The sequence below is a fragment of the Streptomyces sp. P9-2B-2 genome, assembly GCF_030406865.1.
Lineage (GTDB): Bacteria > Actinomycetota > Actinomycetes > Streptomycetales > Streptomycetaceae > Streptomyces > Streptomyces platensis.
Genome location: NZ_CP129126.1, coordinates 8,615,652 through 8,638,138, shown reverse-complemented (window position 1 = coordinate 8,638,138; position 22,487 = coordinate 8,615,652). Strand labels below are relative to the sequence as shown.

20 protein-coding genes are annotated in these 22,487 nt (G+C 70.9%); 14 read left to right on the top strand and 6 right to left on the bottom strand.

Annotation, left to right across the window (positions count from 1 at the left end; all coding sequences use genetic code 11):
• Window positions 1–86 precede the first annotated feature (86 nt).
• Window positions 87–1,166, bottom strand: a complete 1,080-nt coding sequence (locus tag QT196_RS38015) for a S1 family peptidase (RefSeq protein WP_168483241.1) — start codon at window positions 1,164–1,166, stop codon at window positions 87–89.
• Window positions 1,167–1,643: 477 nt separating this feature from the next.
• Between QT196_RS38015 and QT196_RS38010 the strand changes: the two genes are divergently transcribed.
• From QT196_RS38010 to QT196_RS38000, 3 genes are all read left to right on the top strand, one after another.
• The gene (locus QT196_RS38010; protein WP_290356568.1) at window positions 1,644–2,807 is read left to right on the top strand and encodes an acyltransferase; all 1,164 of its coding nucleotides are present in this window, start codon (window positions 1,644–1,646) and stop codon (window positions 2,805–2,807) included.
• A 230-nt stretch (window positions 2,808–3,037) separates the two neighbouring features.
• Entirely contained in the window at window positions 3,038–4,099 is a 1,062-nt protein-coding gene (locus tag QT196_RS38005) for a class I SAM-dependent methyltransferase (protein ID WP_168483239.1), read from the top strand.
• A 133-nt stretch (window positions 4,100–4,232) separates the two neighbouring features.
• Complete coding sequence (locus tag QT196_RS38000; protein ID WP_168483237.1) at window positions 4,233–5,480, top strand: glycosyltransferase; 1,248 nt, start codon at window positions 4,233–4,235, stop codon at window positions 5,478–5,480.
• Between the two features lie 143 nt (window positions 5,481–5,623).
• On the opposite strand, the gene QT196_RS37995 is transcribed toward QT196_RS38000, so the two are convergent.
• The gene (locus QT196_RS37995) at window positions 5,624–6,538 is read right to left on the bottom strand and encodes an alpha/beta fold hydrolase (protein ID WP_290356567.1); all 915 of its coding nucleotides are present in this window, start codon (window positions 6,536–6,538) and stop codon (window positions 5,624–5,626) included.
• Between the two features lie 119 nt (window positions 6,539–6,657).
• Between QT196_RS37995 and QT196_RS37990 the strand changes: the two genes are divergently transcribed.
• From QT196_RS37990 to QT196_RS37980, 3 genes are all read left to right on the top strand, one after another.
• Complete coding sequence (locus tag QT196_RS37990; RefSeq protein WP_168483233.1) at window positions 6,658–7,266, top strand: TetR/AcrR family transcriptional regulator; 609 nt, start codon at window positions 6,658–6,660, stop codon at window positions 7,264–7,266.
• Window positions 7,267–7,381: 115 nt separating this feature from the next.
• Entirely contained in the window at window positions 7,382–8,146 is a 765-nt protein-coding gene (locus QT196_RS37985; RefSeq protein ID WP_290356565.1) for an ankyrin repeat domain-containing protein, read from the top strand.
• A gap of 253 nt (window positions 8,147–8,399) precedes the next feature.
• A complete protein-coding gene (locus tag QT196_RS37980) occupies window positions 8,400–8,678 on the top strand; it encodes a hypothetical protein (protein ID WP_168483229.1) in 279 nt (92 codons plus the stop codon).
• A gap of 87 nt (window positions 8,679–8,765) precedes the next feature.
• On the opposite strand, the gene QT196_RS37975 is transcribed toward QT196_RS37980, so the two are convergent.
• Window positions 8,766–9,392 (bottom strand): alpha-ketoglutarate-dependent dioxygenase AlkB, encoded by a 627-nt coding sequence (locus QT196_RS37975; protein ID WP_290356564.1) that lies wholly within the window; start codon window positions 9,390–9,392, stop codon window positions 8,766–8,768.
• A 156-nt stretch (window positions 9,393–9,548) separates the two neighbouring features.
• Between QT196_RS37975 and QT196_RS37970 the strand changes: the two genes are divergently transcribed.
• From QT196_RS37970 to QT196_RS37955, 4 genes are all read left to right on the top strand, one after another.
• The gene (locus tag QT196_RS37970) at window positions 9,549–10,337 is read left to right on the top strand and encodes an aminotransferase class IV (protein WP_168483224.1); all 789 of its coding nucleotides are present in this window, start codon (window positions 9,549–9,551) and stop codon (window positions 10,335–10,337) included.
• 162 nt (window positions 10,338–10,499) lie between these two features.
• Complete coding sequence (locus QT196_RS37965) at window positions 10,500–11,258, top strand: IclR family transcriptional regulator (protein WP_168483222.1); 759 nt, start codon at window positions 10,500–10,502, stop codon at window positions 11,256–11,258.
• Between the two features lie 101 nt (window positions 11,259–11,359).
• Window positions 11,360–12,607, top strand: a complete 1,248-nt coding sequence (locus QT196_RS37960; RefSeq protein ID WP_248001532.1) for a PP2C family protein-serine/threonine phosphatase — start codon at window positions 11,360–11,362, stop codon at window positions 12,605–12,607.
• 135 nt (window positions 12,608–12,742) lie between these two features.
• Window positions 12,743–13,162: a PPOX class F420-dependent oxidoreductase gene (locus QT196_RS37955; RefSeq protein WP_266737051.1), complete on the top strand. Its 420-nt coding sequence runs from the start codon at window positions 12,743–12,745 to the stop codon at window positions 13,160–13,162.
• Window positions 13,163–13,272: 110 nt separating this feature from the next.
• Here the strand turns inward: QT196_RS37955 and QT196_RS37950 are convergent, their stop codons facing one another.
• Window positions 13,273–14,130: a SigB/SigF/SigG family RNA polymerase sigma factor gene (locus QT196_RS37950; RefSeq protein WP_290356811.1), complete on the bottom strand. Its 858-nt coding sequence runs from the start codon at window positions 14,128–14,130 to the stop codon at window positions 13,273–13,275.
• 512 nt (window positions 14,131–14,642) lie between these two features.
• Here QT196_RS37950 and QT196_RS37945 point away from each other — a divergent pair.
• The 4 genes from QT196_RS37945 (at window position 14,643) to QT196_RS37930 (ending at window position 18,660) form a co-directional block, all read left to right on the top strand.
• A complete protein-coding gene (locus tag QT196_RS37945; RefSeq protein WP_290356562.1) occupies window positions 14,643–15,536 on the top strand; it encodes a virginiamycin B lyase in 894 nt (297 codons plus the stop codon).
• A 378-nt stretch (window positions 15,537–15,914) separates the two neighbouring features.
• Window positions 15,915–17,204 carry a PP2C family protein-serine/threonine phosphatase gene (locus QT196_RS37940; protein ID WP_168484279.1) on the top strand — a complete coding sequence of 430 codons (1,290 nt, stop codon included), beginning with the start codon at window positions 15,915–15,917 and terminating at the stop codon, window positions 17,202–17,204.
• A 168-nt stretch (window positions 17,205–17,372) separates the two neighbouring features.
• The gene (locus QT196_RS37935) at window positions 17,373–18,215 is read left to right on the top strand and encodes a DUF1206 domain-containing protein (RefSeq protein WP_290356561.1); all 843 of its coding nucleotides are present in this window, start codon (window positions 17,373–17,375) and stop codon (window positions 18,213–18,215) included.
• Window positions 18,216–18,333: 118 nt separating this feature from the next.
• Window positions 18,334–18,660 (top strand): hypothetical protein, encoded by a 327-nt coding sequence (locus QT196_RS37930; RefSeq protein WP_168483215.1) that lies wholly within the window; start codon window positions 18,334–18,336, stop codon window positions 18,658–18,660.
• Window positions 18,661–18,758: 98 nt separating this feature from the next.
• Here the strand turns inward: QT196_RS37930 and QT196_RS37925 are convergent, their stop codons facing one another.
• Window positions 18,759–20,573, bottom strand: coding sequence for a M28 family peptidase (locus QT196_RS37925; RefSeq protein ID WP_290356560.1), 1,815 nt, complete (start codon window positions 20,571–20,573; stop codon window positions 18,759–18,761).
• Window positions 20,574–20,947: 374 nt separating this feature from the next.
• Window positions 20,948–22,477 carry an aldehyde dehydrogenase family protein gene (locus QT196_RS37920; protein WP_266737044.1) on the bottom strand — a complete coding sequence of 510 codons (1,530 nt, stop codon included), beginning with the start codon at window positions 22,475–22,477 and terminating at the stop codon, window positions 20,948–20,950.
• Between the last annotated feature and the right edge of the window lie 10 nt (window positions 22,478–22,487).

Sequence of the window (22,487 nt, the reverse complement as noted above, 5' to 3'; positions counted from 1 at the left end):
CAGCTCTGGTCCGCCGGACAGGCCCGTGGCTCTCCGGGGACCGCGTGGCGAGCGGTTCCCGGCCTTCGTCGTGCGCTCCGGCCGGGTCAGCCGAGCTGCGCTCCGGTCTTTTCGAGGGCCTCGCGCACGGGCTGGTAGTAGGTCACCCCACCCGCGGAGCAGTCGCCCCGGCCGCCCGAGGTGATACCGAGCGCGGTATCACCCTCGAAGAGCGAGCCGCCGCTGTCCCCGGCCTCCGCGCAGATGCTCGCCTGGATCAGACCGTCGACCGCGCCCTCCTGGTAGTTGGCGGTCACTTCGAGGGCGATGACATCACCGTCGTGCACATGCGTGGAGCCGCCGCTGCGCTGCACCTTCTGGCCCACGATCGGATCGCCTGCCCGGGTGATGGGCTGCATGCTGCCGTTGTAGAGATCCACCTGACCGGGGTGCACGATGCCGGCGGCGGTGTACTTCACGATCCCGTAGTCGTCGCCGGGGAAGGTGCCGGCCTCCGTCACCGCGATCTCCTCGCCGCCCTGTGTCGCGGACCAAGTCCGTACGGCGTTGGTGCAGTGCCCCGCGGTCAGGAAGTACGGCTGTCCGCCCCTGGTGACGTTGAAGCCGAGCGAGCAGCGCGCCCGGGTCCCCCAGATGGCGTCGCCGCCGGCGATCAGCGGCCGGAGGGTGCCCGTGGACTGTCTGAGGACTGCCCGGTCACCGAGCCCGGAGACGACCCGCTTGAGCTGCGCCAGCTTGTCGCCCCGGACCGTGCGGTCGGCGGTGATGACCACCTTGTTGCTCCTGGGGTCCATCCCCCAGGAGGTGCCGGGGATGGTGGCCTGCCTCTTGAGGGTGGCGCGGGCGGCGTCCAGCGAGGCGAGCGAGTGCTTGACGACCCTGGCTTCGGCACCGGCCGCCCGCGCCTTGGCCGCGGCGGCCTCGGTGGTGACATTGACGATGAGTTTGCGGTGCTTGGCGTCGTAGTAGGCGCCCGCGCCGTCGGCGCCGAGGGTGGAGGTGATGCCCTTGGCGCGCTGTCCGGCGGCGGTGGCCGTCGGCGGATCGGGGGCCTTGGCGGGGGCGGCCTCGGCGGTCTTCAGGGTGACTGTGGCGGCGGTCAGGGCCACCACCAGAGCGGCACCGGTGAGGACGGTGCGGGGCGTCGATACGCGGGTGTGCTTCAACTCGGAACCTCTGGTGGCGGTTGGACCGGGCAAGGGGTCGGGCCCGGATGCGGTCGCGTCGTTTTCTGACCCACCCTCGTCGAGGGGCTTTCGGCACCGTCTGCGGCCCGGGGGCGTGACATCGCGGCGCGGACGTATCTCTTCCTGGCGCCGCCGCGCCCCACACCCGTCCGGCCGCAGGACCGCAGGAATCACCTGTACGGCGGCGGCCCGGCGTCGTCACCAAACGCTGGACCGTACGAGTGAAATCGGGTCACCCGCCCTATGCACGGGGCGTGCCGCGGTGGGTCAATCGTGCTATCCGCGCGACGGGCCGCCCATTCCTCCGCACGGGGCAAGGACCAGTCCTTCCATCCGGTCCCGGGCGACCCACCGGCGCAGCCGTACGTCAATCAGTGGTGCCTCGGGCCCGGGAGTTTCCCCCGCAGGAGGCCCCTCGTGCACCCTCATTCCGGTCCGTCGTCCGAGCCAACCGCCATGGCGGGCAGCCCCCTTGCCGAGCACGGGGAGGCGACACCGCCGGCCGCGGACAGCGTGTCCGCCGTCCCCAAACGGTTGCCGTCGCTGACCGGTCTGCGCTTCGCCGCCGCGGTCGGGGTCCTCTATACGCACAGCAGGCTGATGATTGATCCGCATCTCGCCGAGACCCTCGGGCCCGAAGTGTGGCTGGGCGGAAGCTCGGTATCGCTGTTCTTCATTCTCAGCGGCTATGTGCTGACGCACTCGGCCCGCCCGGGCGACACCGCACGCGCCTTCTGGCGTAGACGGGCCGCCAAGATTTTTCCCAATCACGTCCTCACCTGGTGTGTGGTGGTCGCCGCGCTGGCCAGTGCCGGTACGGCGGCCGTCACCACGGGCTCCGGGATAGCGGCCGATCTGGCCAGCCTCTTCCTGGTGCACACCTGGGTCCCCAGTCACCTTTTCGTCTCCGCGGGCAACCCGGTTTCCTGGTCCCTCGCCGCCGAGACGTTCTTCTACTTTCTCTTCCCCGTACTGCTGCCCAGGGTCAAGCGGCTGTCGCCCCGTGGACTGCTGATCGGCGCGGCAACGGCGATCGCGGTCGTCTGGTCGCTGCCGTTGTTCTGTGCGCTCGTGGTCAACCCTGACGGCTCCTCCTTTCCCGAGTACTGGTTCCTGTACATGCTGCCGATCGTCCGGCTGCCCGAGTTCGTGCTCGGGATGATGGCGGCGCGGATCGCCGCGTCGGGCCTGCGCATCCCGCGGATAGGGGTGCTGCCGGCCGCGCTGGGTGTCCTCAGCGCGGTCATCATGAACCCCGCGTTTCTGCCGCAGCGCTTCCTGTACGCGGCCTCGACCGTGGCACCGCTGGTCATACTCGTGTACGCCACCGCGGAGCTGGATCTGCGCGGCCGGCGCTCGCTGCTGCGCACCCGGCCCTGCGTGTTCCTCGGTGAACTCTCCTACGCCATGTACCTCGTGCACTTCCTGGTGCTGGGGCTGCTGTACCTGGGGCTGCGCGGGCACGGCTGGAGCAATCTCGATGTGGTGCTGGTCGGCCTCCCCGTCGTCCTGCTGGCCTCATGGCTGCTGTACGCGGGGGTGGAGCGCCCTTGCGTACGCCGCTTCTCCGCACCACGTGCCCGTGCGCGCCACCGCACCCGTACGGCAGCGGCCTCGTGAGCGCCCGACGCTGCCCCGGCCGGCCGCGGCCGCGGCAGCCCCACCCGGCCCTCCCGTCGCGGTGCGCGCTCGGGGCGGCGCACCGGCAGCCGGCCGCCCGTCCCGACCCGCCGCTCCGGCTCGGTCTGCTGGCCGTACGGCCGAGGGAATCCAATCTCGCGTATCGCGTCCACCGTCCATACCGACAGCCACGCCCACGCCACCAGGACTACAGCTGAAAGGGGCTCCCCGTGACGAACAAGCGAAGCGAGCAGATCGCCGCCCACAGACCCCGCTACCAGGACGAACTAGCACACGGGCTGGACCGGTTCTTCGATCCGGAGCGCGCCACCTGCCCCTGGTGCACCTCCGCCCGCCTGCACCGCCGTCTGCGCACCACCAACCATCCCCAGCGCAAACCGGGGAACTTCGTACTCGACCAGTGCCGCAACTGCGGGCACGTCTTCCAGAACCCGCGGCTGAGCGCGGACGGGCTGGATTTCTACTACCGCGACTGCTACGACGGCCTGGGCGAGGCAACGATGGCGCGGATGGCCGCCTCGCCCCTCGCGGTCAAGCTCTACCGGGCCCGCGCGCGGGCACTGCTCCCGTTCGGGCGCCCCGCACGCTGGCTGGACGTGGGCACCGGTCACGGCCACTTCTGCTCCGAGGCCCGGAGAATCCACCCGCGTACCGAATTCCACGGGCTCGACTGGGGCGAAGGCGTCGAGATCGGTGTACGCAACGGCCGGATCGCCCGTGCCTACCGCGGTTCCTTCGCCGGTCTGGCGGGCCAACTCACCTCTCAGTACGACGTGGTGAGCATGTACCACTACCTGGAACACACGCTGGCGCCCCGGCAGGAACTGGCCGCCGCGCATACGGCGCTGCGGCGCGGCGGGCATCTCCTGATCGAGGTACCCGACCCCCAGTCCGCCGCCGCCCGGTTACTCGGCCGCTGGTGGGGCCCCTGGCTCCAGCCCCAGCATCTGCACCTCATCCCCCTGGACAATCTCTGCGGCGCGCTGACCGAGCAGGGCTTCACCGTGGTGGCCACCAACCGGCGGGAGCCGCACATCCCGACGGATCTGACCTCCGCGGCCGTGAACGTGCTCAACTGCGTGCTGCCGGGCGAGGATCTGCCGTGGCTGCCCAGAAAACCCGGCCCGGTCAGCCGCTGGGTCCGCAGGCTGTCCCTGCTGGCCGCCGCGCCCGCCCTGCTCGTCCTCTTCGGAATCGACATCCTGCTCGCGCCCCTCACCCGGCGCACCCGTCTCTCCAACGCCTACCGGGTGATCGCCCGCCGGGACTGACCGTGGCCGCCCTGCACAACCGTGCAGGAAGACAAGCGTTTTCGGCTCCACGGGACTGCGGCGGATAGCCCACCCGGGTGAAGCAGTACGCGGTCGGAATCGCCGGAACTCAGGGAACGGAACACTGCCGACTATGCACATCCTCATCGCTACCGCGGGGTCGCACGGCGACGTGGCTCCCTACACCGGCCTCGGTGCCCGGCTGCGGCAAGCCGGGCACCGGGTGGTGATGGCCACCCATGCGCGCTCGGCCGAAGCGGTCCGCCGCAGCGGCCTCGGATTCCGCCCGCTTCCGCTCGACCGGTACGCCGCCTCCGGAACGGATTCCCGGGAAGGAACCAGACCCGGTAAGAGCGGCTCGGGGGCCGGTCTCACCAAGGTCGAACAGATAAAGCTGGCCCGGGAGTTGGCGCCGGAGATGGCCGACGCGGTGACGGAGGCCTGTGCGGCAGGAGCCGAAGTCGTGCTGCTGTCCAGCGGTTTGGCGCCCTTGGGGCTCGTGGCGGCGGAGGGTCTGGGACTGCCCAGCCTGGGCGTCTTCCTGCAACCCCTCGCGCCCACCCGGGAGTTCCCGCCGGTCATCTTCGACATGCCGTCGATGGGACCGCTCACCAACCGGGCCGCGGCACGGTGCGCCGAGTCCCTGCTGACCCGGGCCTTCGCCACGGGCGTGCGCCATCTGGAACGCCGGCTGGGCGTGTCTCCGGCCGCCCTGGAACGGCGGCGGGCCACCTGGCCCGTCCAGCACGGCTTCAGCCCGGTAGTCGTTCCCCGCCCTGCCGACTGGCGACGGGGAATGGAGGTGGCGGGCTACTGGTGGCCGTCGGAGAGCCCCGACTGGACACCGGAACCCCGGCTCGCGGATTTCCTGTCCTCCGGGCCGCCACCGGTGTATGTGGGGTTCGGCAGTATGCAACCCAGCGATCCGGAGCGGCTGGGGCGACTCGTGGCACGGGCCCTGAAACTCGCCGGAGTACGCGGTGTGGTCCAGGCGAGCTGGGCCGGCCTGTCCGTGGACGGCGACGATGTGCTGACCGTCGGCGAGGTGCCGCACTCCTGGTTGTTCCCGAAGATGGCGGCCGTCGTCCATCACGCGGGGGCCGGCACCACGGCGGCCGGTCTGCGCGCGGGCGTCCCGTCGGTCCCGGTGCCGATGATGCTGGACCAGCCCTTCTGGGCGTCGCGTCTCACCGCACTCAGGGTCAGCCCGGGAAAGGTGCCGTTCCGGCGACTCTCCACGGAAAACCTGGCGGAGGCGCTACGAAAGGCCGTGCACGACCCCCGGTACCGTCATCGCGCCCGGCAGGTCGCGGCGTTGATCGCCACCGAGGACGGGGCGGGGCGGGTCCTGACGGCCGTGGAGCAACTGGCGGGGCGGTAGGGGATGGCCGGGGGCGTCGTCTGCCGAGGTCTTGAGGAGGGAGCGATGCGCGACCGCCCGATGAGATGACGGGCGGTGGGCCGGGGCGGACGGCGAGGAGCCCCCGTGCCTTGCGTTCGCCGCCAACCGGCCCAGAGTTCCCCTCAGTTGATGTCGTTCATAAAGCGCAGCATGCGGCTGTTGACCTGGGCGGCGTGGTCGATCTGCGGTCCGTGGCCGGTATCGGCGATGATCTCGACGCGGGCGCCGGGCACCAGACGCGGGACGCGTTCCCGCTGCCGTTCCGGGTGCACCAGCAGGCTTCGCTTTCCCAGCAGCACATACAGCGGGGTGCGGATGCTGCGCAGTTCGGGCTCGGTGAGCGGGAGCGGAGCAGGGCGGCGGATCCGGTAGGCGCGGACGCCCAGCCGCACCATGGTCCGTAGTTCCGGCACCACCAGGACCGGCTGTTCGAGCCAGGCGGCGAGGCGCGGACGAAGCGCCTTCGGCGCGAAGGTGGCCAGCAGGCTGAGGAACACCCAGCTGAAGAACCGGACCCCCACCTTCTCCAGGCCGCCCGGGTCCAGCAGGGTGACCGAGGCCAGTCGGCCGGGGCGGTGCAGCGCCTGGTTCAGTGCGAGCCATCCGCCGTAGGAGGCCCCGACGAGGTGGACCCGGTCGAGCCCGAGGCCGTCGAGCGTCTCGTCCAGCCACTGGGCGGCGCGTACGGGCTGGTGGATGGGTTCGTGCTGCACGCTGCGGCCCGGGTCGCCGATGGTGTCGACCGCGTAGACCGGGCGCTCCGCGCTCAGTGCGGCGACGTTCGGATACCACTGCGACGAGTTGCCCCCGGCGCCGTGCACCAGCACCACGGGGGTCCGGTCGGCGGCATCGGGGCCGACCGGTCCGTATCGGTGGACGTGTGTGGTCCCGAAGCGGGTCGCCACCGCCAACTCCCCTTGCGGGGCCGGTCCCAGCGCATAGACCGCGTCGCATGCGGCGAAGTATCGGTCGCGCAGGGCCTCGTTCACATAGCGGCCGACCGCGGGATCGCGGTCGCGCGTCTTGGTTTCAGGCACGGCAGGCCCCCTCCGGACATCAAGTTTGATGGTACCACCGTACCACCAAAATGATACAGCGGTATCATGAAACGGTCCGACCGGCCGGACGCAACGAACTGAGCGGAGGACAAGGGCTGATGCCGAAGCGGGTGGATCACGAGAAGCGGCGCGCGCAGATCACCGAGGCGCTGATCCGGGTGGCGGCGCGGCAAGGTCTGCACGCCGTCGGGATGCGCGATGTGGCCGCCGAGGCGGGGGTGTCCCTGCGGCTGGTGCAGTACTACTTCGAGACCAAGGAAAAGCTGCTGCTCCATGGCCTCCAGTGGCTGACCACCGGACTCAGCAGCCGTATCGCCGACCGGGTCCGGGCCGCCGGGGAAGCGCCGGGGCCGCGCGCGGTGATCGAGGCCGTGCTCCTCGAATCTCTGCCCACCGACGAGGAGAGCCGGGCCTTTCACCTCGTCCACACCGCCTACGCCGTGCTGGCCGTGACGGACGAGGCACTGGCCGCGCAGCCATTCATCGACGGCCCCAATGCCGCCGAGGACGTGCTGGCCGACCAGCTGGAACGGGCGCGCGAGTCCGGACTCACACCGCCCGGCCTGGACGTCCGCACCGAGGCGATCAGCCTGCTCGCCCTGTCGGCCGGTCTCGGCACCGGCGTCCTGGTCGGCCAGCGGCCCCCGGAAGCCGCCGCGGTGATCCTCCGCCATCACCTGGACCGGCTCTTCCTGAACGGGAGCTGAGCCCAGGGCTTGCCGCGTCCCGCCCCGCCGTCGCCAGGTGCGCCACGGCCGCGGCGGCTTGCGGCGGGACCTCGTACGCTGCGCCGGAGCCGGCTCCCATGAGGAAGGACCCTGTATGTCCGAGGCGTTGACCTCACAACTCATCACCGCCCTCTACGAGGACCAGGCGGGCACGGTGGCGACGCTCCTGCGACAGGGGGCCTCCCCGTCCGCGCCGGACGCCGACGGGGCGACGCCGTTGTACCTGGCTGCCGTCTCGGGGCGGGCGGAACTGGTGCGACTGCTGCTCGAAGCCGGAGCCGTCCCCGATACGGAGAGCAGGGGGGAGCCGGGAAGCGAGGGGCTGCCGCTGTGCGCGGCGGCCTGCTGGGGCCATGAGGAGGTGATGCGCGCCCTGCTCGCCCACGGCGCCGATCCCAACCTCGGGGAGGATGACGGCACTTCCTACACCCCCTTGATGTGGGCGGCCGAGAACGGCCACCACCGGACCGCTCAGCTGCTGCTGGAAGGACAGGCCGATCCGGACGCGGACCACCGCGGCCGGACCCCGTTGATGGCGGCGGCCGAGCGGGGATCGATCGCGGTCGTACGGGCGCTGTTGCGCCACGGCGCCAGCCCGCAGCTCACCGACGCACAGGGCCGAACGGCGTGGCACCTGGCCCGTGAGGAGAGCGGCAAGGACGTCGAAAGCGAGCTGCGCCGGAAGGCGGGCGCGTCCCCGGACAGCCGGTGCGAGGTCCGGCGCAGCCCCCGCCCCGAGGGCACCGCATTGGTCGAGCTCATTGTCCGCGCGCCGGACGGAACGCACGCGGCCGAGTACCACCGGGAGACGGGGCACGCCGCCATTGTGGCGCTGCTGGAGGAGAACGCGCCGGATTGAGGCGGGCCGGCCCGGGGGCGCGCAAAAATCCTGTCACGCCCCGGTCGATGTTTTCGGGACCGTCCACCATCCTGCGATTTCCCGCCCATCGACCACATTTATAGGATTTCTGCTTTTCTCCGGCTTCTGTCTGCATTGTGCAAAACCATGGGCGTTGGCGGGATGGAGTGAGCGCCACGGGTGCATGGTCATTCCTGCCCGGCCAACGGCGGGGCAGCCAACATCACGGCAATGCAGAAAGGCATGATCCACAATGATTGACGGGTTCAAGCGCGCCCTCGCTCTCGGCGCCGCCACCGTGGCCCTCGCCGGAGGCGCGGCCTTCTCCTCGGTGGGGGTGGCCTCGGCCACGCCGTCGCACCACGGCGACCACTCCGCCACGAAGCATGTCGACCGGGACCGGTGTCATATGGTCCGCGGCCACTGGGTCCGGTCCTGGCACCCGGCCTGGCGTGACCGGCACGGCCACCGCCACCCGGGCCACTGGACGCGGACGTGGCACCGCGGCCACCTGGTGTGCCACAGACACTGATCGCGGCGCCCCCAGCAGTTCCCGGGCCCCCGAGCCGATCACCGGCTCGGGGGCCCCCGCCATGTCGCGGGAACGTCGTCCCGGCGTTCAGTGCACGCCGTGCGGCCGGAACTGGATGCTGATCCGCGGCCCGGCGGCTCGGGTGGTCTTGGGGATCGCGTGTTCCCAAGTCCGCTGGCAGGAGCCGCCCATCACGAGCAGATCGCCGTGCCCGAGCGGATGCCGTATCGAGCCACCGCCGCGCCGCGGTCGCAGCAGCAGATCGCGCGGCGCACCTACGGACAGGATCGCGACCATCGTGTCCTCCCGTTTGCCGCGGCCGATCCGGTCGCCGTGCCAGGCCACGCTGTCGTGGCCGTCCCGGTAGTAGCAGAGGCCGGCCGTGGTGAACGGTTCGCCGAGTTCGGTGGCGTAGTGGGCGGAGAGGGCTCCCCTCGCCTCGCCCAGGGCGGGATGCGGCAGGGCGTCGTCGGCCTGGTAGAAGGAGAGCAGTCGCGGTACGTCCACCACCTGCTCATACATCCGCCGGCGCTCGGCCTGCCAGAGCACCTCCGCGGCGAGCTGCTCGAACAGCGCGTCGGCCCCGCTCAGCCACCCGGGCAGGAGATCGATCCAGGCCCCGTCGCCGAGCTCGGACCGGCGTATCCCGCGCAGCGGACCGAGCCGGACCTCGTCGGTCTGGTCGAAGAGCGAGCCCTGAAGATGCCTGGCCATGCCGCAAGGGTACGTCCATAATCGAATACGTGTTCTGGTGTTGTGGATAAGTACTGCCGTCGGGTGCCGCATCAGGACCAGGGCCGGAGCCGCGCACGGCGAGACCGGTGACTGCCCGCCCGACTGCCGACCACCACGCGCCCTAGGATGCTGATCATGAGCGATTCGCCCACGCCCCACATAGAGATCAACGGCCGTGCCACCGAGGCCGATCCCCTGCTGTTCGAGATGCTGAGCGGCCAGGGGCATTTCACGGCCATGCAGGTCAAGGGAGGCCGGGTACGCGGGCTGGAGTTCCATCTGCGGCGGCTGGACGCGGCCACCCGCGAACTCTTCGGTGTGGAGCTGGACGGCGAGCTGGTCCGCGGCAGGATCCGCCATGCCCTGCGGGAACGGAGCCACGACGCAGCCGTCCGCGTCTACGTCTACCGCCCCGAGCCCGGCGACGGACCGGTCACGGTGATCACCGTCCGTCCTCCGGTCCCCGAGCCCGAGACCGCGCAGCGGCTGCGCAGTGTCGCGTACCAGCGGCCCGCGGCCCACCTCAAGCATCTCGGCGGCTTCGGGCAGCGGTACCACCGGGACCGGGTGCAGCAGGAGGGGTACGACGAGGCGCTTCTGGTGGCGCCGGACGGTGCGGTGGCCGAGGGCGCGATCACCAACATCGGCTTCATCGAGGGCGCGACGGTCGTCTGGCCCGACGCGCCCGCCCTCCAGGGCACCACCATGCTGGTGCTCCGGCAGGAACTGGACCGGGCCGGGATCCCCTGGGCACAACGGCCGGTCCACATCGACGACTTGGCCTCCTTCGACGGGGCGTTCGTCTGCAACTCCCAAGGGGTGGCCGCGGTCTCGGCGATCGACGACACCCGTTATCCGGCGGATGCGGAGCTGGTGCGCACGGTGCGGAGCCTGTACGGGGCCGCCCCGTGGGACGAGATCTGATCAGCGCCGCGCAACGTCCCGAAGCGAGGCGGCCGACTCCTCGTCCGCTGTCTCGATCACCTTGCCTGCCGTGCGTGGCCCGGCGCATACCGTCCGCAAGCGACGGCACTCTTCGGCGGGGCGGCCCTTGCCCGGGTGGGGCGCCAGGAGCAGGCTGAACGTATGGGCAACGGAGAGGGCCCCACCCTCATCACCTCCGTCCAGCGAGCCTTCCGGCTGATGGAGGCGATCGGCGCGCACGAGGGCGGTGCGCCGGCGAAGCAGCTGGCACGGGAGACGGGGCTGCCCCTGGCCACCACGTACCACCTGCTGCGCACGCTGGCGCACGACGGATACATCCGGAAGCTGGACGACGGCGGTTTCGTCCTGGGCGAGAAGCTGACCACGCTGCATGCCGGCGGGCGGGGCCAGGCGCTGCTGAGCCGGGTCCGTCCCGCGCTGGCGGCGCTGCGCGACGAGCTCTCGGCCGCCGCCTATCTGACCTTCTACGAGGACGGCGAGATCCGGGTCGCCGAGATCGTCGACGGCCCACGGGCACCGCGGGTGGATCTCTGGGTGGGCTTCGAGGACGCCGGGCATGCCACTGCGCTGGGCAAATGCGTGCTGAGCGAGCTGGACGACGAGGCCCGCGACGACTACCTCGCACGACATCCCCTCGCCGATCTCACCCCGCGCACCATCACCGGCCGCGCCGAACTCCTCCGGCGGCTCGGCACGACGCCCCTGACACCTGCGGTGACGGACATGGAGGAGTACGCCCTGGGGACGTTCTGCGTCGCGGTACCGGTGTACAGCGGCGCAACGCTCGGCTCCCTCGGCGTCTCCCTGCGGGCGGACCGGGTCGCCCGTATCGACGAGATCCGGAACCGGCTGATTCCGACCGCGGGCCGCGTGACCAGGGGACTGTCGCTCACTATCTGAAATCCCGGTCCTTGCGGCCGCCCCTCTGCACCCGTTTCCTAGATGAAACGGACATTTAGGCACGTAGGTGCCACGAGCAGGGAAGCGAGCCGCGGACGAGGATGCGCCCAGCCCGAATCCACCCCCACGACCACCGGCCGCAGTGGCAGCTTGCGCATCCGTTCTCCGCGCTGCGGACGGCTGCCCGGCGCGCTGTCCCGCCGCGGGGCGAGTCCGGCGGCGCGGGTGTCCGTCGGCACTTCGCCTCCGTAGTACCGGTTCTGATCATCGCGGCCGTCGCGCTCCTCGCGGTGACGGGCGGTACCGGGATGAGCTGGCTGCCGCTGCTCGCCGTCGGTCCCGCGCTGGCCGCCGCGACCAGCGGGCCGTGGGGCGTACTCCGGATCGGTGCGCTGGCCGTGGGACTGGGCGCGGCCGTCGGGATCCATGCCGGCACGTCGGACCGTGAGCTGGCGATCGTGCTGTCCGCCCTGTCCGCCGTGACCCTGGCCAGCAGCCTGGCCGCCACCCTGCGCAGGCGTCGTGAACAGGTACTGGCCGCGGTCCGCTCGGTCGCCGAGGCCGCACAGCACGCCTTCCTCAAGCCGGTCCCCGCGACCGTGGGGCCCTTCCAGGCGGCGGTCCGGTACAGCGCCGCGGCGGCCGAGGCGCGGATCGGCGGCGACCTGTACGCACTGGTGCCCACCCCCTACGGCATCCGGCTCATCGTCGGTGACGTACGCGGCAAAGGGCTGCCGGCGGTCGGCGTCGCCGCCCTGGTCCTGGGTGTCTTCCGGGAGGCGGCCTATGACGAGCCGGATCTCCTCGATGTCGTCCACCGCATCGAACGGAGCCTGGCGCGCAACCTCGGCCCGGACGACTTCGTCACCGCGGTGATCGCCGGCTACCCCGACGCCGACCGGATGGAGCTGGTCAACTGCGGGCATGCCGCTCCGCTGCTGGTCCAGGGCTCGGGCGTGCTGCCCGTGGAGCCGGCCCGGCCGACCCCGCCGCTCGGCCTGCGGGCCCTGTCCGACGAGTCCCCGGTCCTCCAGGAAGTGGCGCTGGCCGACGGAAACCAGCTGCTGTTCTACACCGACGGTGTGACCGAGGCCCGCGACCATGAGCGGGAGTTCTACCCGCTCGACGAGCGGCTGGCCGTGCACCTCTCGGAGGAGCCGTCCCGCACGCTCGCCGCGCTCCATGAGGATCTGCTCACGCATGTGGGCGGCGAGCTCCATGACGACGCCGCGATGCTGCTGCTCCGGAAGCCGGCCGTCGCCCCGGTGGGACCGGTGGGGTCGGTGGGATCGAATGCCGTTGATGAGCCGGTCGCCCAGTGCCCTTCCCGGCCGGTGGCCGCCGAATAGGGGCCAGGGGCGCCGGGCGGCGGCCGCCCCCGGTCGCCCGGCCAACAGGAAGGTGAGGGGTGAGCTGAGTAGAGTCGTTGATGTCGATCATGTCGAGCGTCGCGGCCGGCGGCGCCGTAGTGGAGGGCACCTCAGATGTCGAAACCACCGCTTCCCGATGCGGCAGTCACCATGTTGGGGAAGACGAATCCGGCGGTCATCACGACGCTGCGCGCGGACGGGCAGCCGGTCTCGACGGCCACCTGGTACCTCTGGGACAACGGCCGGGTGCTGGTCAACATGGATGAAGGCCGTAAGCGGCTGGCGCACCTCCGCAACGATCCCCGGGTCACGCTCACCGTGCTGGACGAAGGCAACTGGTACACGCACCTCAGCCTCATCGGCCACGTCGCCGAAATCCGCGCCGACGACGCGCTCGCCGATATCGACCGGCTGGCGCAGCGCTACCTCGGCAAGCCGTACCCGCAGCGGGACCACCGTCGGGTCAGCGCCTGGATCGAGATCGACCGCTGGCACGGCTGGGGCAGCTTGAAGGACAGCAGCCAGGCCGGGTGATCACGCGCGGGACCGGCGCGGCGCGGCCTGGACCCGCACCCGGTCGACACCGGCCCTGACCGCCGGATGCTTCCTCATCACGTCTCTGAGCCACCGTCACGACGGGCGCTTCATTCCTCGACGAGCAGTGCCTCGCGCAGGGTCGTGCAGGCGCGGGTCAGCAGGCGTGAGACATGCATCTGCGAGAGGCCCAGCTCCTCGCCGATCTCGGCCTGTGTCATCTCCGCCCCGAAGCGCAGTTGGAGGAGGGTGCGGTCGCGGTCGTTGAGCTTGGCCAGGTGGGGCTTGAGTGCCTGGATGTCCTCAGCGAGGCCGAGGGCGGGGTCCTCGGCGCCGATGAGGTCGGCGACGAGACCGGTCTGCTGCTTGCCGCCACCGCCGGCCTGGATGGGCCGGTCGATGGAGTCGCTGTCGTAGCCGTTGCAGGCCACCAGGCCTTCTTCCACCTCGCTCTCGGGCATGTCGAGGTGGTCGGCGAGCTCCGCGACGGACGGCTCGTGGCTGCCCTCCCCCTCCAGCTGCTCCCGGGCCCGCGCGAGGTCGATCCGGAGCTCCTGGAGGCGCCGCGGCACCCGCACCGACCAGGTGGTGTCGCGGAAGAATCGCTTGATCTCGCCCTGGATGTACGGGACGGCCAGCGTGGTGAACTCCACGTCACGGGAGGGGGCGTAGCGGTCGATCGCCTTGATCAGGCCGATCGTCCCGACCTGGAGGACGTCCTCCATGGATTCCCTGCGGCTGGAGAACCGGCGGGCGACATAGCGCACCAGGGAGAGGTTCATCTCGATGAGGGTGTTCCGCACGTACTGGTACTCGGGGGTGCCCTCCTCCACCGTCTCCAGCCGCGCGAGGAAGACCTTGGACAACTCCCGTGCGTCGGCCGGGGCGACGCGCTGCGGCGCCTCGATGTGCGGCAGCACCGTCGGAGCTGGAACGGCACACACCTTCGACGTGGTCTCCGGCTCCATTCCGGCCGCCATGGTGCTGTTGGTCCTCATGCTCTGGCTCCCGCCTTGTTGCTGAGCCCCCGTCGCACGCACCCCTACCCGACGCTGACACATGCATGTCCACTCATTCCGGTGCGTTGGCCCGGGGCGGGCGGTGGCGACCGGGGTTGCCGGTGAGCGCGGGCGGCGGGCGGCGTTCTCTCGGCGGGGAGTCGTCGCTGGGCAAGCAACTGACGGTGGTGTGCGTGTCGTTGGCGATCCCGGAGTCAGCCCTTCCTTCAACTGCGAGCTGCGGACGCGCTCGACACTCCAGTTGCGCCGCTCGCTGATGCCCTGCGGCGGAGACCTCGCCAAAAATTCTTGTTGCTTCTGCGGCGGCGCCGTGACAGCATTCTTAATGCAACTGATGTAGCGGTAACGGCCCTGGCTCTGGTCGGTCCTGCTCCGGCGCTACCGCTCCCGCACGTGCGCCCGCCCGCTCCCTCACCCCCGACCACGGCCCCGCGCCCCAGCCGAAAGGACCAGCCCCACCAATGACCCGACGTACCGCCTCGTTCCAGCAGATCCCCGTCTCCGACGCGGACGCGGGTCCCTATGCGCTCACCACCGGGCCGGATGGTGCCCTGTGGTGCACCTTGGTCCACGCAGGGGAGATCGCCCGGCTGACCCCGGACGGCCAACTCGACCGCTACGCACTCGACTCCGCGTCCTGCGGACCGTCCGTCATCACCTCAGGCCCCGACGGCGCCTTGTGGTTCACCCGAAGCCGGGACCATCGGATCGGACGGATCACCGTGACCGGCGAGGTGAGCTCGTTCCCCCTCCCCACTCCGGGCGGTGGCCCCTTCGGCTTGGTGTCCGCCCCCGATGGAGCGCTGTGGTTCACCCAGCTGCACGGCGACCGGATCGGCCGGATCACCACGGACGGCCAGGTGACGGAATTTCTGCTGCCGCTCAGCGGCGCATTCCCCTCAGCCCTCACCACCGGGCCCGACGACGCCCTGTGGTTCACCCTCAATCAAGCGCATGCGATCGGTCGTATCGGCTTCGACGGAGACATCACCCTCCACCCCCTCCCCACCGAGAATGCCGCGCCGGTCGGGATCACCTGCGGCGGGGACGGCGCACTCTGGTTCGTGGAGATAGGCGCCGGCCGGATAGGCCGGATCACCACCGACGGCCGGATCGACGAGTTCCCCCTCCCGGACCCCGCGTCCCGGCCCCATGCGATCGTCGCCGGACCGACCGGTGACTGCTGGTTCACCGAATGGGGAGCCAACCGCGTCGGGTCCATCACCGCTGACGGCCACATCGAGGAGTACGACCTGCCGATCGCCTCGTCCGAGCCGCATGGACTGGCCTTCGGGCCGGACGGTGCGCTCTACGTGGCGCTGGAGATCGGAGCGGTTGCCCGGCTGGCGCTCTAGATCGGAGGGAAGGGAACGAGCCGCCCACCTGTGCCTGCGGCCCGCTGCCTGCGGCGGCGTCCGCGGAGCTGTCTGCGGGCGATGGCGTCGCGGAACGGGTGGCCTTGTCACCGCACCCGGTCGCGGCGTGGGCGACGCCTCGCTTCCGGTCACTCAGCGCCCACCGTCCGCAACCCGGAGGGGTCGCTCCGGTGCCGGACCGCGGTGTCGCCGTCGGCGAGCTCCGTCCGGGTGTCACCATCGACAGCACAGGCATCGTCACTGGCCGCAGGGACAGCCGAGGTGCCGCGGAAGGGACAGCCCACGGGCCGGACGGCCCGGCGGGGCCGACGCCCGAGGAAAGGTGCCTCTATGAGCAGTCCTGCCGCCCGGGGGCGGATGCTGGGTGACCTTATTGCCGCGAGCCATGTGGTCACCCTGGAGCAGTTCCCGGACCTGGTCGCCAAGCACGCGGCCAAGGTCGGCTGGCTGGATGTGCAGATCTACCTCGCCGATCTCCAGCAGGTCATTCTGTGCCGGCTCGGCGGGCAGGCGTGCGTTTCCGGAGGGGGGACGGAGTCGGCGGCGGACGTGCTGCGGGTGGAGGGCACGCTCGCCGGCCGGGCGTTCCAGACAGGGAGCATCGTCGCGGGCGGCACCTCCGAGGCGGGCCAGTGGTGGGTGCCGATGCTCGACGGCACCGAACGGCTCGGGGTGCTGCGCGCCACCGCCGCCCCGGACACCGAGATGGACGCCCAAGCGGCCCAGGACCTGCGCAACCTCGGCGGGCTGGTCGCCCTGATGACGGTCAGCAAGCGAGGGGGGAGCGATACCTACGCCCGGCTGGTACGGCGCCGGAGGATGAATGTGGCCGCGGAGATGGAGTGGCGCGTGATGCCGCCCCGGACCTTCGCCACCGACCGGGTGCTGATCAGTGCGGTGATGGAGCCCGCCTATGAGGTCAGCGGCGATGTGTTCGACTACGCCATCGCCGAGGAGACCGTCCACCTGGCCCTCTTCGACGCCATGGGCCACGACACGGCCGCCGGACTGACCGCGAACCTCGCGCTCGCCGCCAGCCGTAACCACCGTCGGCAGGACTGCGGCATCCTGGAGATCGCCGAGGCGGTGGAACAGGCCCTCGTGGCGCAGTTCAGCTCGAACCGCTTCGCCACCGGCATCCTCGCCGAGCTGGACGCCGGCACCGGAGTGCTGACCTGGACCAGCCTCGGGCACCCACCGCCGGTCATCATCCGCAACGGGCGGACGGCCGTGACCCTGTCCTGTTCGCCCGCGCCTCCCATGGGCACCGACCTGGGTGTGCCGCCCACACTCTGCCGGGACCAACTGGAGCCCGGCGACCGGCTGCTGCTCTATACCGACGGCATCACCGAGGCCCGTGATCACAGGGGACATGAATTCGGCCTGGAAAGCTTCACCGACTTCCTCATCCAGCACCATGCCGACGGACTGCCCGTACCGGAGACGCTGCGTCGGCTGATCCGGCGTCATCTCGCCTACCACGACGGGCGGCTCGAGGACGACGCCACCGTGCTGCTGCTGGAGTGGAGCGGCCCCACCCCGTACCGCCCCGCCCGTGTCGAGGCCCTCGCCGGTCTCCCCGAGCACACCACCCCCGCCACCGCCCTGCCCACCCCGTGGACGACGCACGACGCGGACGCCCCGTGACGCGGACGCCCCGTGACGCGGTCCGCGCCGGGGGCGCCGTCGCGGCCTAGCGGGACGACGGCGGCGTACCCGGACCGGCCCCGGCCGACGGGCCCGGTGGTTTCCGTTCTGCGGCCAGGGGCAAACGGAGGTCACCCGACAGCTGGGTCAAGCCCCTGGAGGCCACATATGCACACCACCACCGCGGTACCCCACGTCGGACGAGGCACGGCCCGGCGCGCGGCCCGCAGCTCCGCGGTCCGCGTCGCGGCACGCGGTGGTTTCGTGGCCCGGGGCGTGATCTACCTGCTCGTAGGCGTACTGGCCCTGCGGATCGCGTTCGGTGACTCCGGTGAACAGGCCGACCGGGGCGGGGCGCTGGCAGAGCTGGCCGCCCGGCCGTTCGGCCATGTGCTGATCTGGGCGCTCGGTGTGGGACTGGCAGGGATGGCGCTGTGGCGCCTGTCCGAGGCGGGGTTCGGCGCGGCCGGGCCCGACGGGCACAAGGCCGGTACCCGACTGCTGTCGTGCGCCCGCTTCGTGTTCTACGCCGTGGTGTCGCTCTCCGTCATGTCCTTCGCCGCGGGTGAGAAGGGCAGCGGAAGCGGGTCGAGCGATCAGCAGTCCCGGGATGCCACGGCCCAGGCGCTGGGCCTGCCCGGTGGCCCCTGGCTGGTGGCGGCCGCGGGTGTGGGCATTGCCGTCGCCGGGCTCTGGATCGCGGGGCGCGCCGCCCTCCGCAAGTTCCACAAACATCTCCACCGGAGCGGAATGTCACCACGGATACGGCGCGGCGTCGATGTGCTCGGCATATCCGGCGGTCTCGCCCGTGGTGGGGTGTTCGCGGCCGCCGGGGTGTTCGTCGTCAAGGCCGCGGTGACGTACGACCCCGACCGGGCCAAGGGCATGGACGACACGCTCCGCTCCTTCGCGAACACCTCGGCCGGTCCCTGGCTGCTCGCCGCGATCGCCGCGGGCCTGGCCCTGTGCGGCCTCTTCTCGTTCACCATGGCCCGGTGGCGCAACGTCTGATCACGCCCCGCCACGCCACACCGCGCGGGCGGCGCCTCTCCGGCATCACCGCACGGCCCACTGGTATCCGCACCGCACACCGACCATTCCCCCGCCCCACGACAGGAGTTCCTCTCGTATGACCGAGACCCATGAGAACGCCCGGACGGTACGAGCGGCGTTCCGCGCGGAGGCCTTCGTCCGGAACGGTCGCTGGCACCTCGAAATCGCCAGCCTCGACCGCGAGCCCGAGACCGGCGACACCGAGGCCCTGCTCGTCACCCTGTGGCCCGTCGAGGACACCCCCGACGGCAGCGGCTTCCCGGCCGTCCCGCTCGGCGAGCAACTGCACGAGAACGGCTTCGCCCTTGCCGACCCGGACCACGGCACCGGCGGCTGGACACCCACCGGCGACCGGGGCCACTACAGCGCGGCGTGCTACCCGACGGGCGAAACGAGGGTCTGACGCCGCCGGCACCGGAGGGGCGAGGCACACCGGCCCGCGCCCCTCCGATGCCGTCGGATCAACCGGGATCAGCCGGGGTCAGTCCGCATCGGCCGGGATCAGCCGGTCTGGAGCGTCACGTCGTCGACGACGAAGCTGGTCTGGAGGCTGGTGTCTTCGGTGGCGGTGAAGGTCAGTGTGATGCGTTGTCCGACGTAGCGGCTCAGGTCCAGGGTGCGTTGGGTGTAGCCACTGGCGGCGTCGGTGTTGGAGAGGGTCGTGAGGGTGGTGCTGCCCACCTTGACCTTGAAGGTGTCGTAGGCGACGCGGTCGGACTCATCGGTGTCGATGTGCAGCCAGTAGGTCAAGGTGGCCTTGGCGCATCCGGCGGGCACGGTCACCGACTGGCTGAGGGTGTCGGTGGCGGAGGAGCCGTAGCCGCCGAGCCAGGCAAATCTGCTGCCGCTGTGGGCGGACTGGCCGGCGTGGGCGCCGATCGTTCCGGTGTCACCCGTCCAGGGGGTGGTGCCGCTCTCGAATCCGCCGTTGGTCAGGAGCTGTTGGGCGGTGCAGCCGCCGGTTCCCCGGACGGTCAGGGTGTAGGTCGTGGTGTGGGTGACGGACCCGGTACCGGTGATCGTGAGGGGGTAGGTGCCGGGCGCGGTGGCCGAGGTCGTGGCGACGGTCATGGCCGAGCTGCCGCCGGAGGTCACCGAGGCGGGGTTGAAGGAGACGGTCACCCCGGCCGGTGCGCCGGTGGCCGACAGCTGCACGGTCTGGGCGGATCCGCTGGTGGTGGCCGTGGAAACGGTGCTGGTGGCCGAGGCGCCCGGGTCGACGCTGCCGGTGACCGGGCTGGTGGCCAGGGAGAAGTCGTTCGCCGGGGTGGAGTTGGTGACGGCGAGCTTCCACAGGGTGTAGGCGATCCCGTCGACGCTGCGGTTCAGTCCCGTGGCGTTGATGTTGCCGGTGGTGTCGCAGGACTGGTGGTAGCAGGGGTCGTAGGCACGGCTGGCGGTGCCGCCCCACTTGGCCGCTTGCGCCGAGGTCTTCCTGGCACTGGCCCCCATCGCGTATCCGGAGGTCGGGATGCCGGCCTGCTCGAAGGAGTAGTCGTCGGAGCGGCCGGCGCCCTCGGTGTTCTCCTCGGGCTGGAGGTTGAGGGAGTCCCAGTACGCCTTCATCGGCTGGGCGGCGGTGGAGTTGATGTGGTTGATGAAGTAGCCGCCGTTGGTCGAGGCGATCATGTCGAAGTTGTAGTACGCCTTGATCTTCGACCGCTCGGTGGAGGAGAGCGAACCGACGTAGAAGTCGGAGCCGTTGAGGCCCTGTTCCTCGTCGGTCCACCAGCCGAAGCGGACCCGGGCTGCCATGGCCGGGTGCTGTTCCGCGAGGGTCAGTGCCGTCTCCAGTAGCGCGGCCGAGCCGGATCCGTTGTCGTTGATGCCCGGACCGGCGCCGACGCTGTCGAGGTGGGAGCCGAACATATACACCTTGGTGGCGTCGCCCTGCGGCCATTCGGCGATCAGGTTGGGTCCGGCTCCACTGGCGCAGCCGGAGGTGCAGGGCTGTTCGGTGACGGTGTAGCCGGCCGCCTGGAGTTTGCCCTTGACGTAGGCGACGGAGTCCCGGTAGCCCTGTCCGCTGGACTTGCGGTTGCCGCCGTTGCGGGTGGCGATGGCGTTCAGCTCGGTGAGATGCGCCTGGACCTTGGCCACATCGACGTCCGGGGCATCGGCGACCGAAGTGCCGGGGGCGGAGGGGCCGTTGATCGCCGTTCCGGGAGCGCTGCCTACGGTCTGGCCGGTGGATATCGCGGAGTGGGGCGGGTGGGTCCGGGGGGTCGCCGCGGCCGTGGGGGCCACGGCCAGTGCGGCCGCTCCGATGGTGGCGGCGAGGGATACCCCGGCCACCGCGAATCTTCGAAACACCATGACTCCTTGAGGGGGTAGGGAGTGCTACCGACGGAGGTTCTGGTGGAGCGCCGGGCCGTGGCAGCGCCTTGCCGTCCGGCCGGCTGCGATGAGATGGGGCTCATGCGCGGCAGGAGAAGGCATGTCCATGACCCAAGCCGCCGTACCATCACACCGCGGCACCCACGGCGTCAACGGATGTTCCCGCGTGGAGCGGTGTTTGTCGAAAAACGGCAGGTGGCGCCCGATATCCGGGCACTCATCGGTGCATGTGGCGGCGGCCGGACCCGGCGCCGAGCCCTCCGCGACACGACGAACCCCCGCCTCAGCTGGGAAGCCGGGGCGGGGGCACAGGTTCCGCTCACACGGATGACGGGCCGTCAAGTAGTCATGGCCTAAAGGAAGCTGACGTTCTGGGCGAGGGCGAGCCGGCTGGAGTAGTTGATGGTGTTGGTGGCGGAGCGCATGTAGGCCCGCCAGGCGTCGGAACCGGACTCGCGGCCGCCGCCGGTCTCCTTCTCGCCACCGAAGGCACCGCCGATCTCGGCTCCCGAGGTGCCGATGTTGACGTTGGCGATACCGCAGTCGGAGCCCTCCGCCGACAGGAAGAGCTCGGCCTCCTGCTGGTCACGGGTGAAGATGCTGGACGAGAGGCCCTGCGGAACATCGTTGTGCAGCGCGATGGCTTCCTCCAGGGTCTCGTAGGTCTGTACGTACAGGATGGGGGCGAAGGTCTCCTCGCGGACCACATCGGTCTGTGCGTCGACGCGGACGATGACCGGCTCGACGTAACCGGCCCCGGGCGCGGCGTCGGTGAGACGCCGGTTGCCGCCGGCCAGGATCTTGCCGCCCTCCGCCTGTGCGCGGACGAGGGCCTCCTGCATGGTGTTCAGGGCCTGCGGGGTGATGAGCGGACCGACGAGGGTGGTCTCGTCGAAGGGGTCGCCGATGGGGAGCTTTTGATAGGCGGCGGTCAGCCGGGCGATGAGGGTGTCGGCGATGTCCTGGTGGACGATGAGACGGCGCAGGGTGGTGCAGCGCTGCCCGGCGGTGCCGGCCGCGGCGAAGACGATGCCCTGGACGGCGAGGTCCAGGTCGGCGGAGGGGGCGACGACGGCGGCGTTGTTCCCGCCGAGTTCCAGCAGGCTGCGGCCGAAGCGGGCGGCGACACGGGGGCCGACCTCGCGCCCCATACGGGTCGAACCGGTGGCGCTGACCAGCGCTACCCGGGGATCGTCGACGAGCTTCTCCCCGACGGTGCGGTCACCCAGCAGCAGGCGGTGCACGTCACGCGGCGCACCGACCTCCTCGGCGGCCCGGTCCAGCAGCCGGGTGCAGGCGAGCGAGATCAGCGAGGTGAGCTCGGAGGGCTTCCAGATCACGGTGTCGCCGCAGGCCAGGGCGACGGCGGTGTTCCACGACCAGACGGCGGCGGGGAAGTTGAAGGCCGAGATCACACCGACCACACCGAGCGGGTGCCAGGTTTCGGCGAGCCGGTGGCCGGGGCGCTCGGAGGCGATCGTCCGGCCGTAGAGCTGGCGGGACAGCCCGACGGCGAAGTCACAGATGTCGATCATTTCCTGGACCTCGCCGAGCGCCTCGGAGCGGATCTTGCCCGCTTCGATGGTGATGAGGTCGCCCAGGTCGTTCTTGTGCTCCCGCAGCAACTCCCCCAGGCGGCGGACGAGTTCGCCGCGGCGGGGCGCCGGGGTGGTGCGCCAGGTGAGGAACGCCTCGCGGGAGGCGGCGAGGGCTTCCTCGGTGTCGGCGGCGGTGGCGGCGCGCAGGCCGAAGAGGTCTTCACCGGTGATGGGGCTGCGGGCCTGGAAGTCGCCGCCTTCCTCGACGGTGACGCCGACGCGGGCGAGGGCGGCGCGGGCGCGGGTGCGCAGGTCCTCGGTGGTGGGGAGGGCGGTGGCGGTCATGATGCTCCTT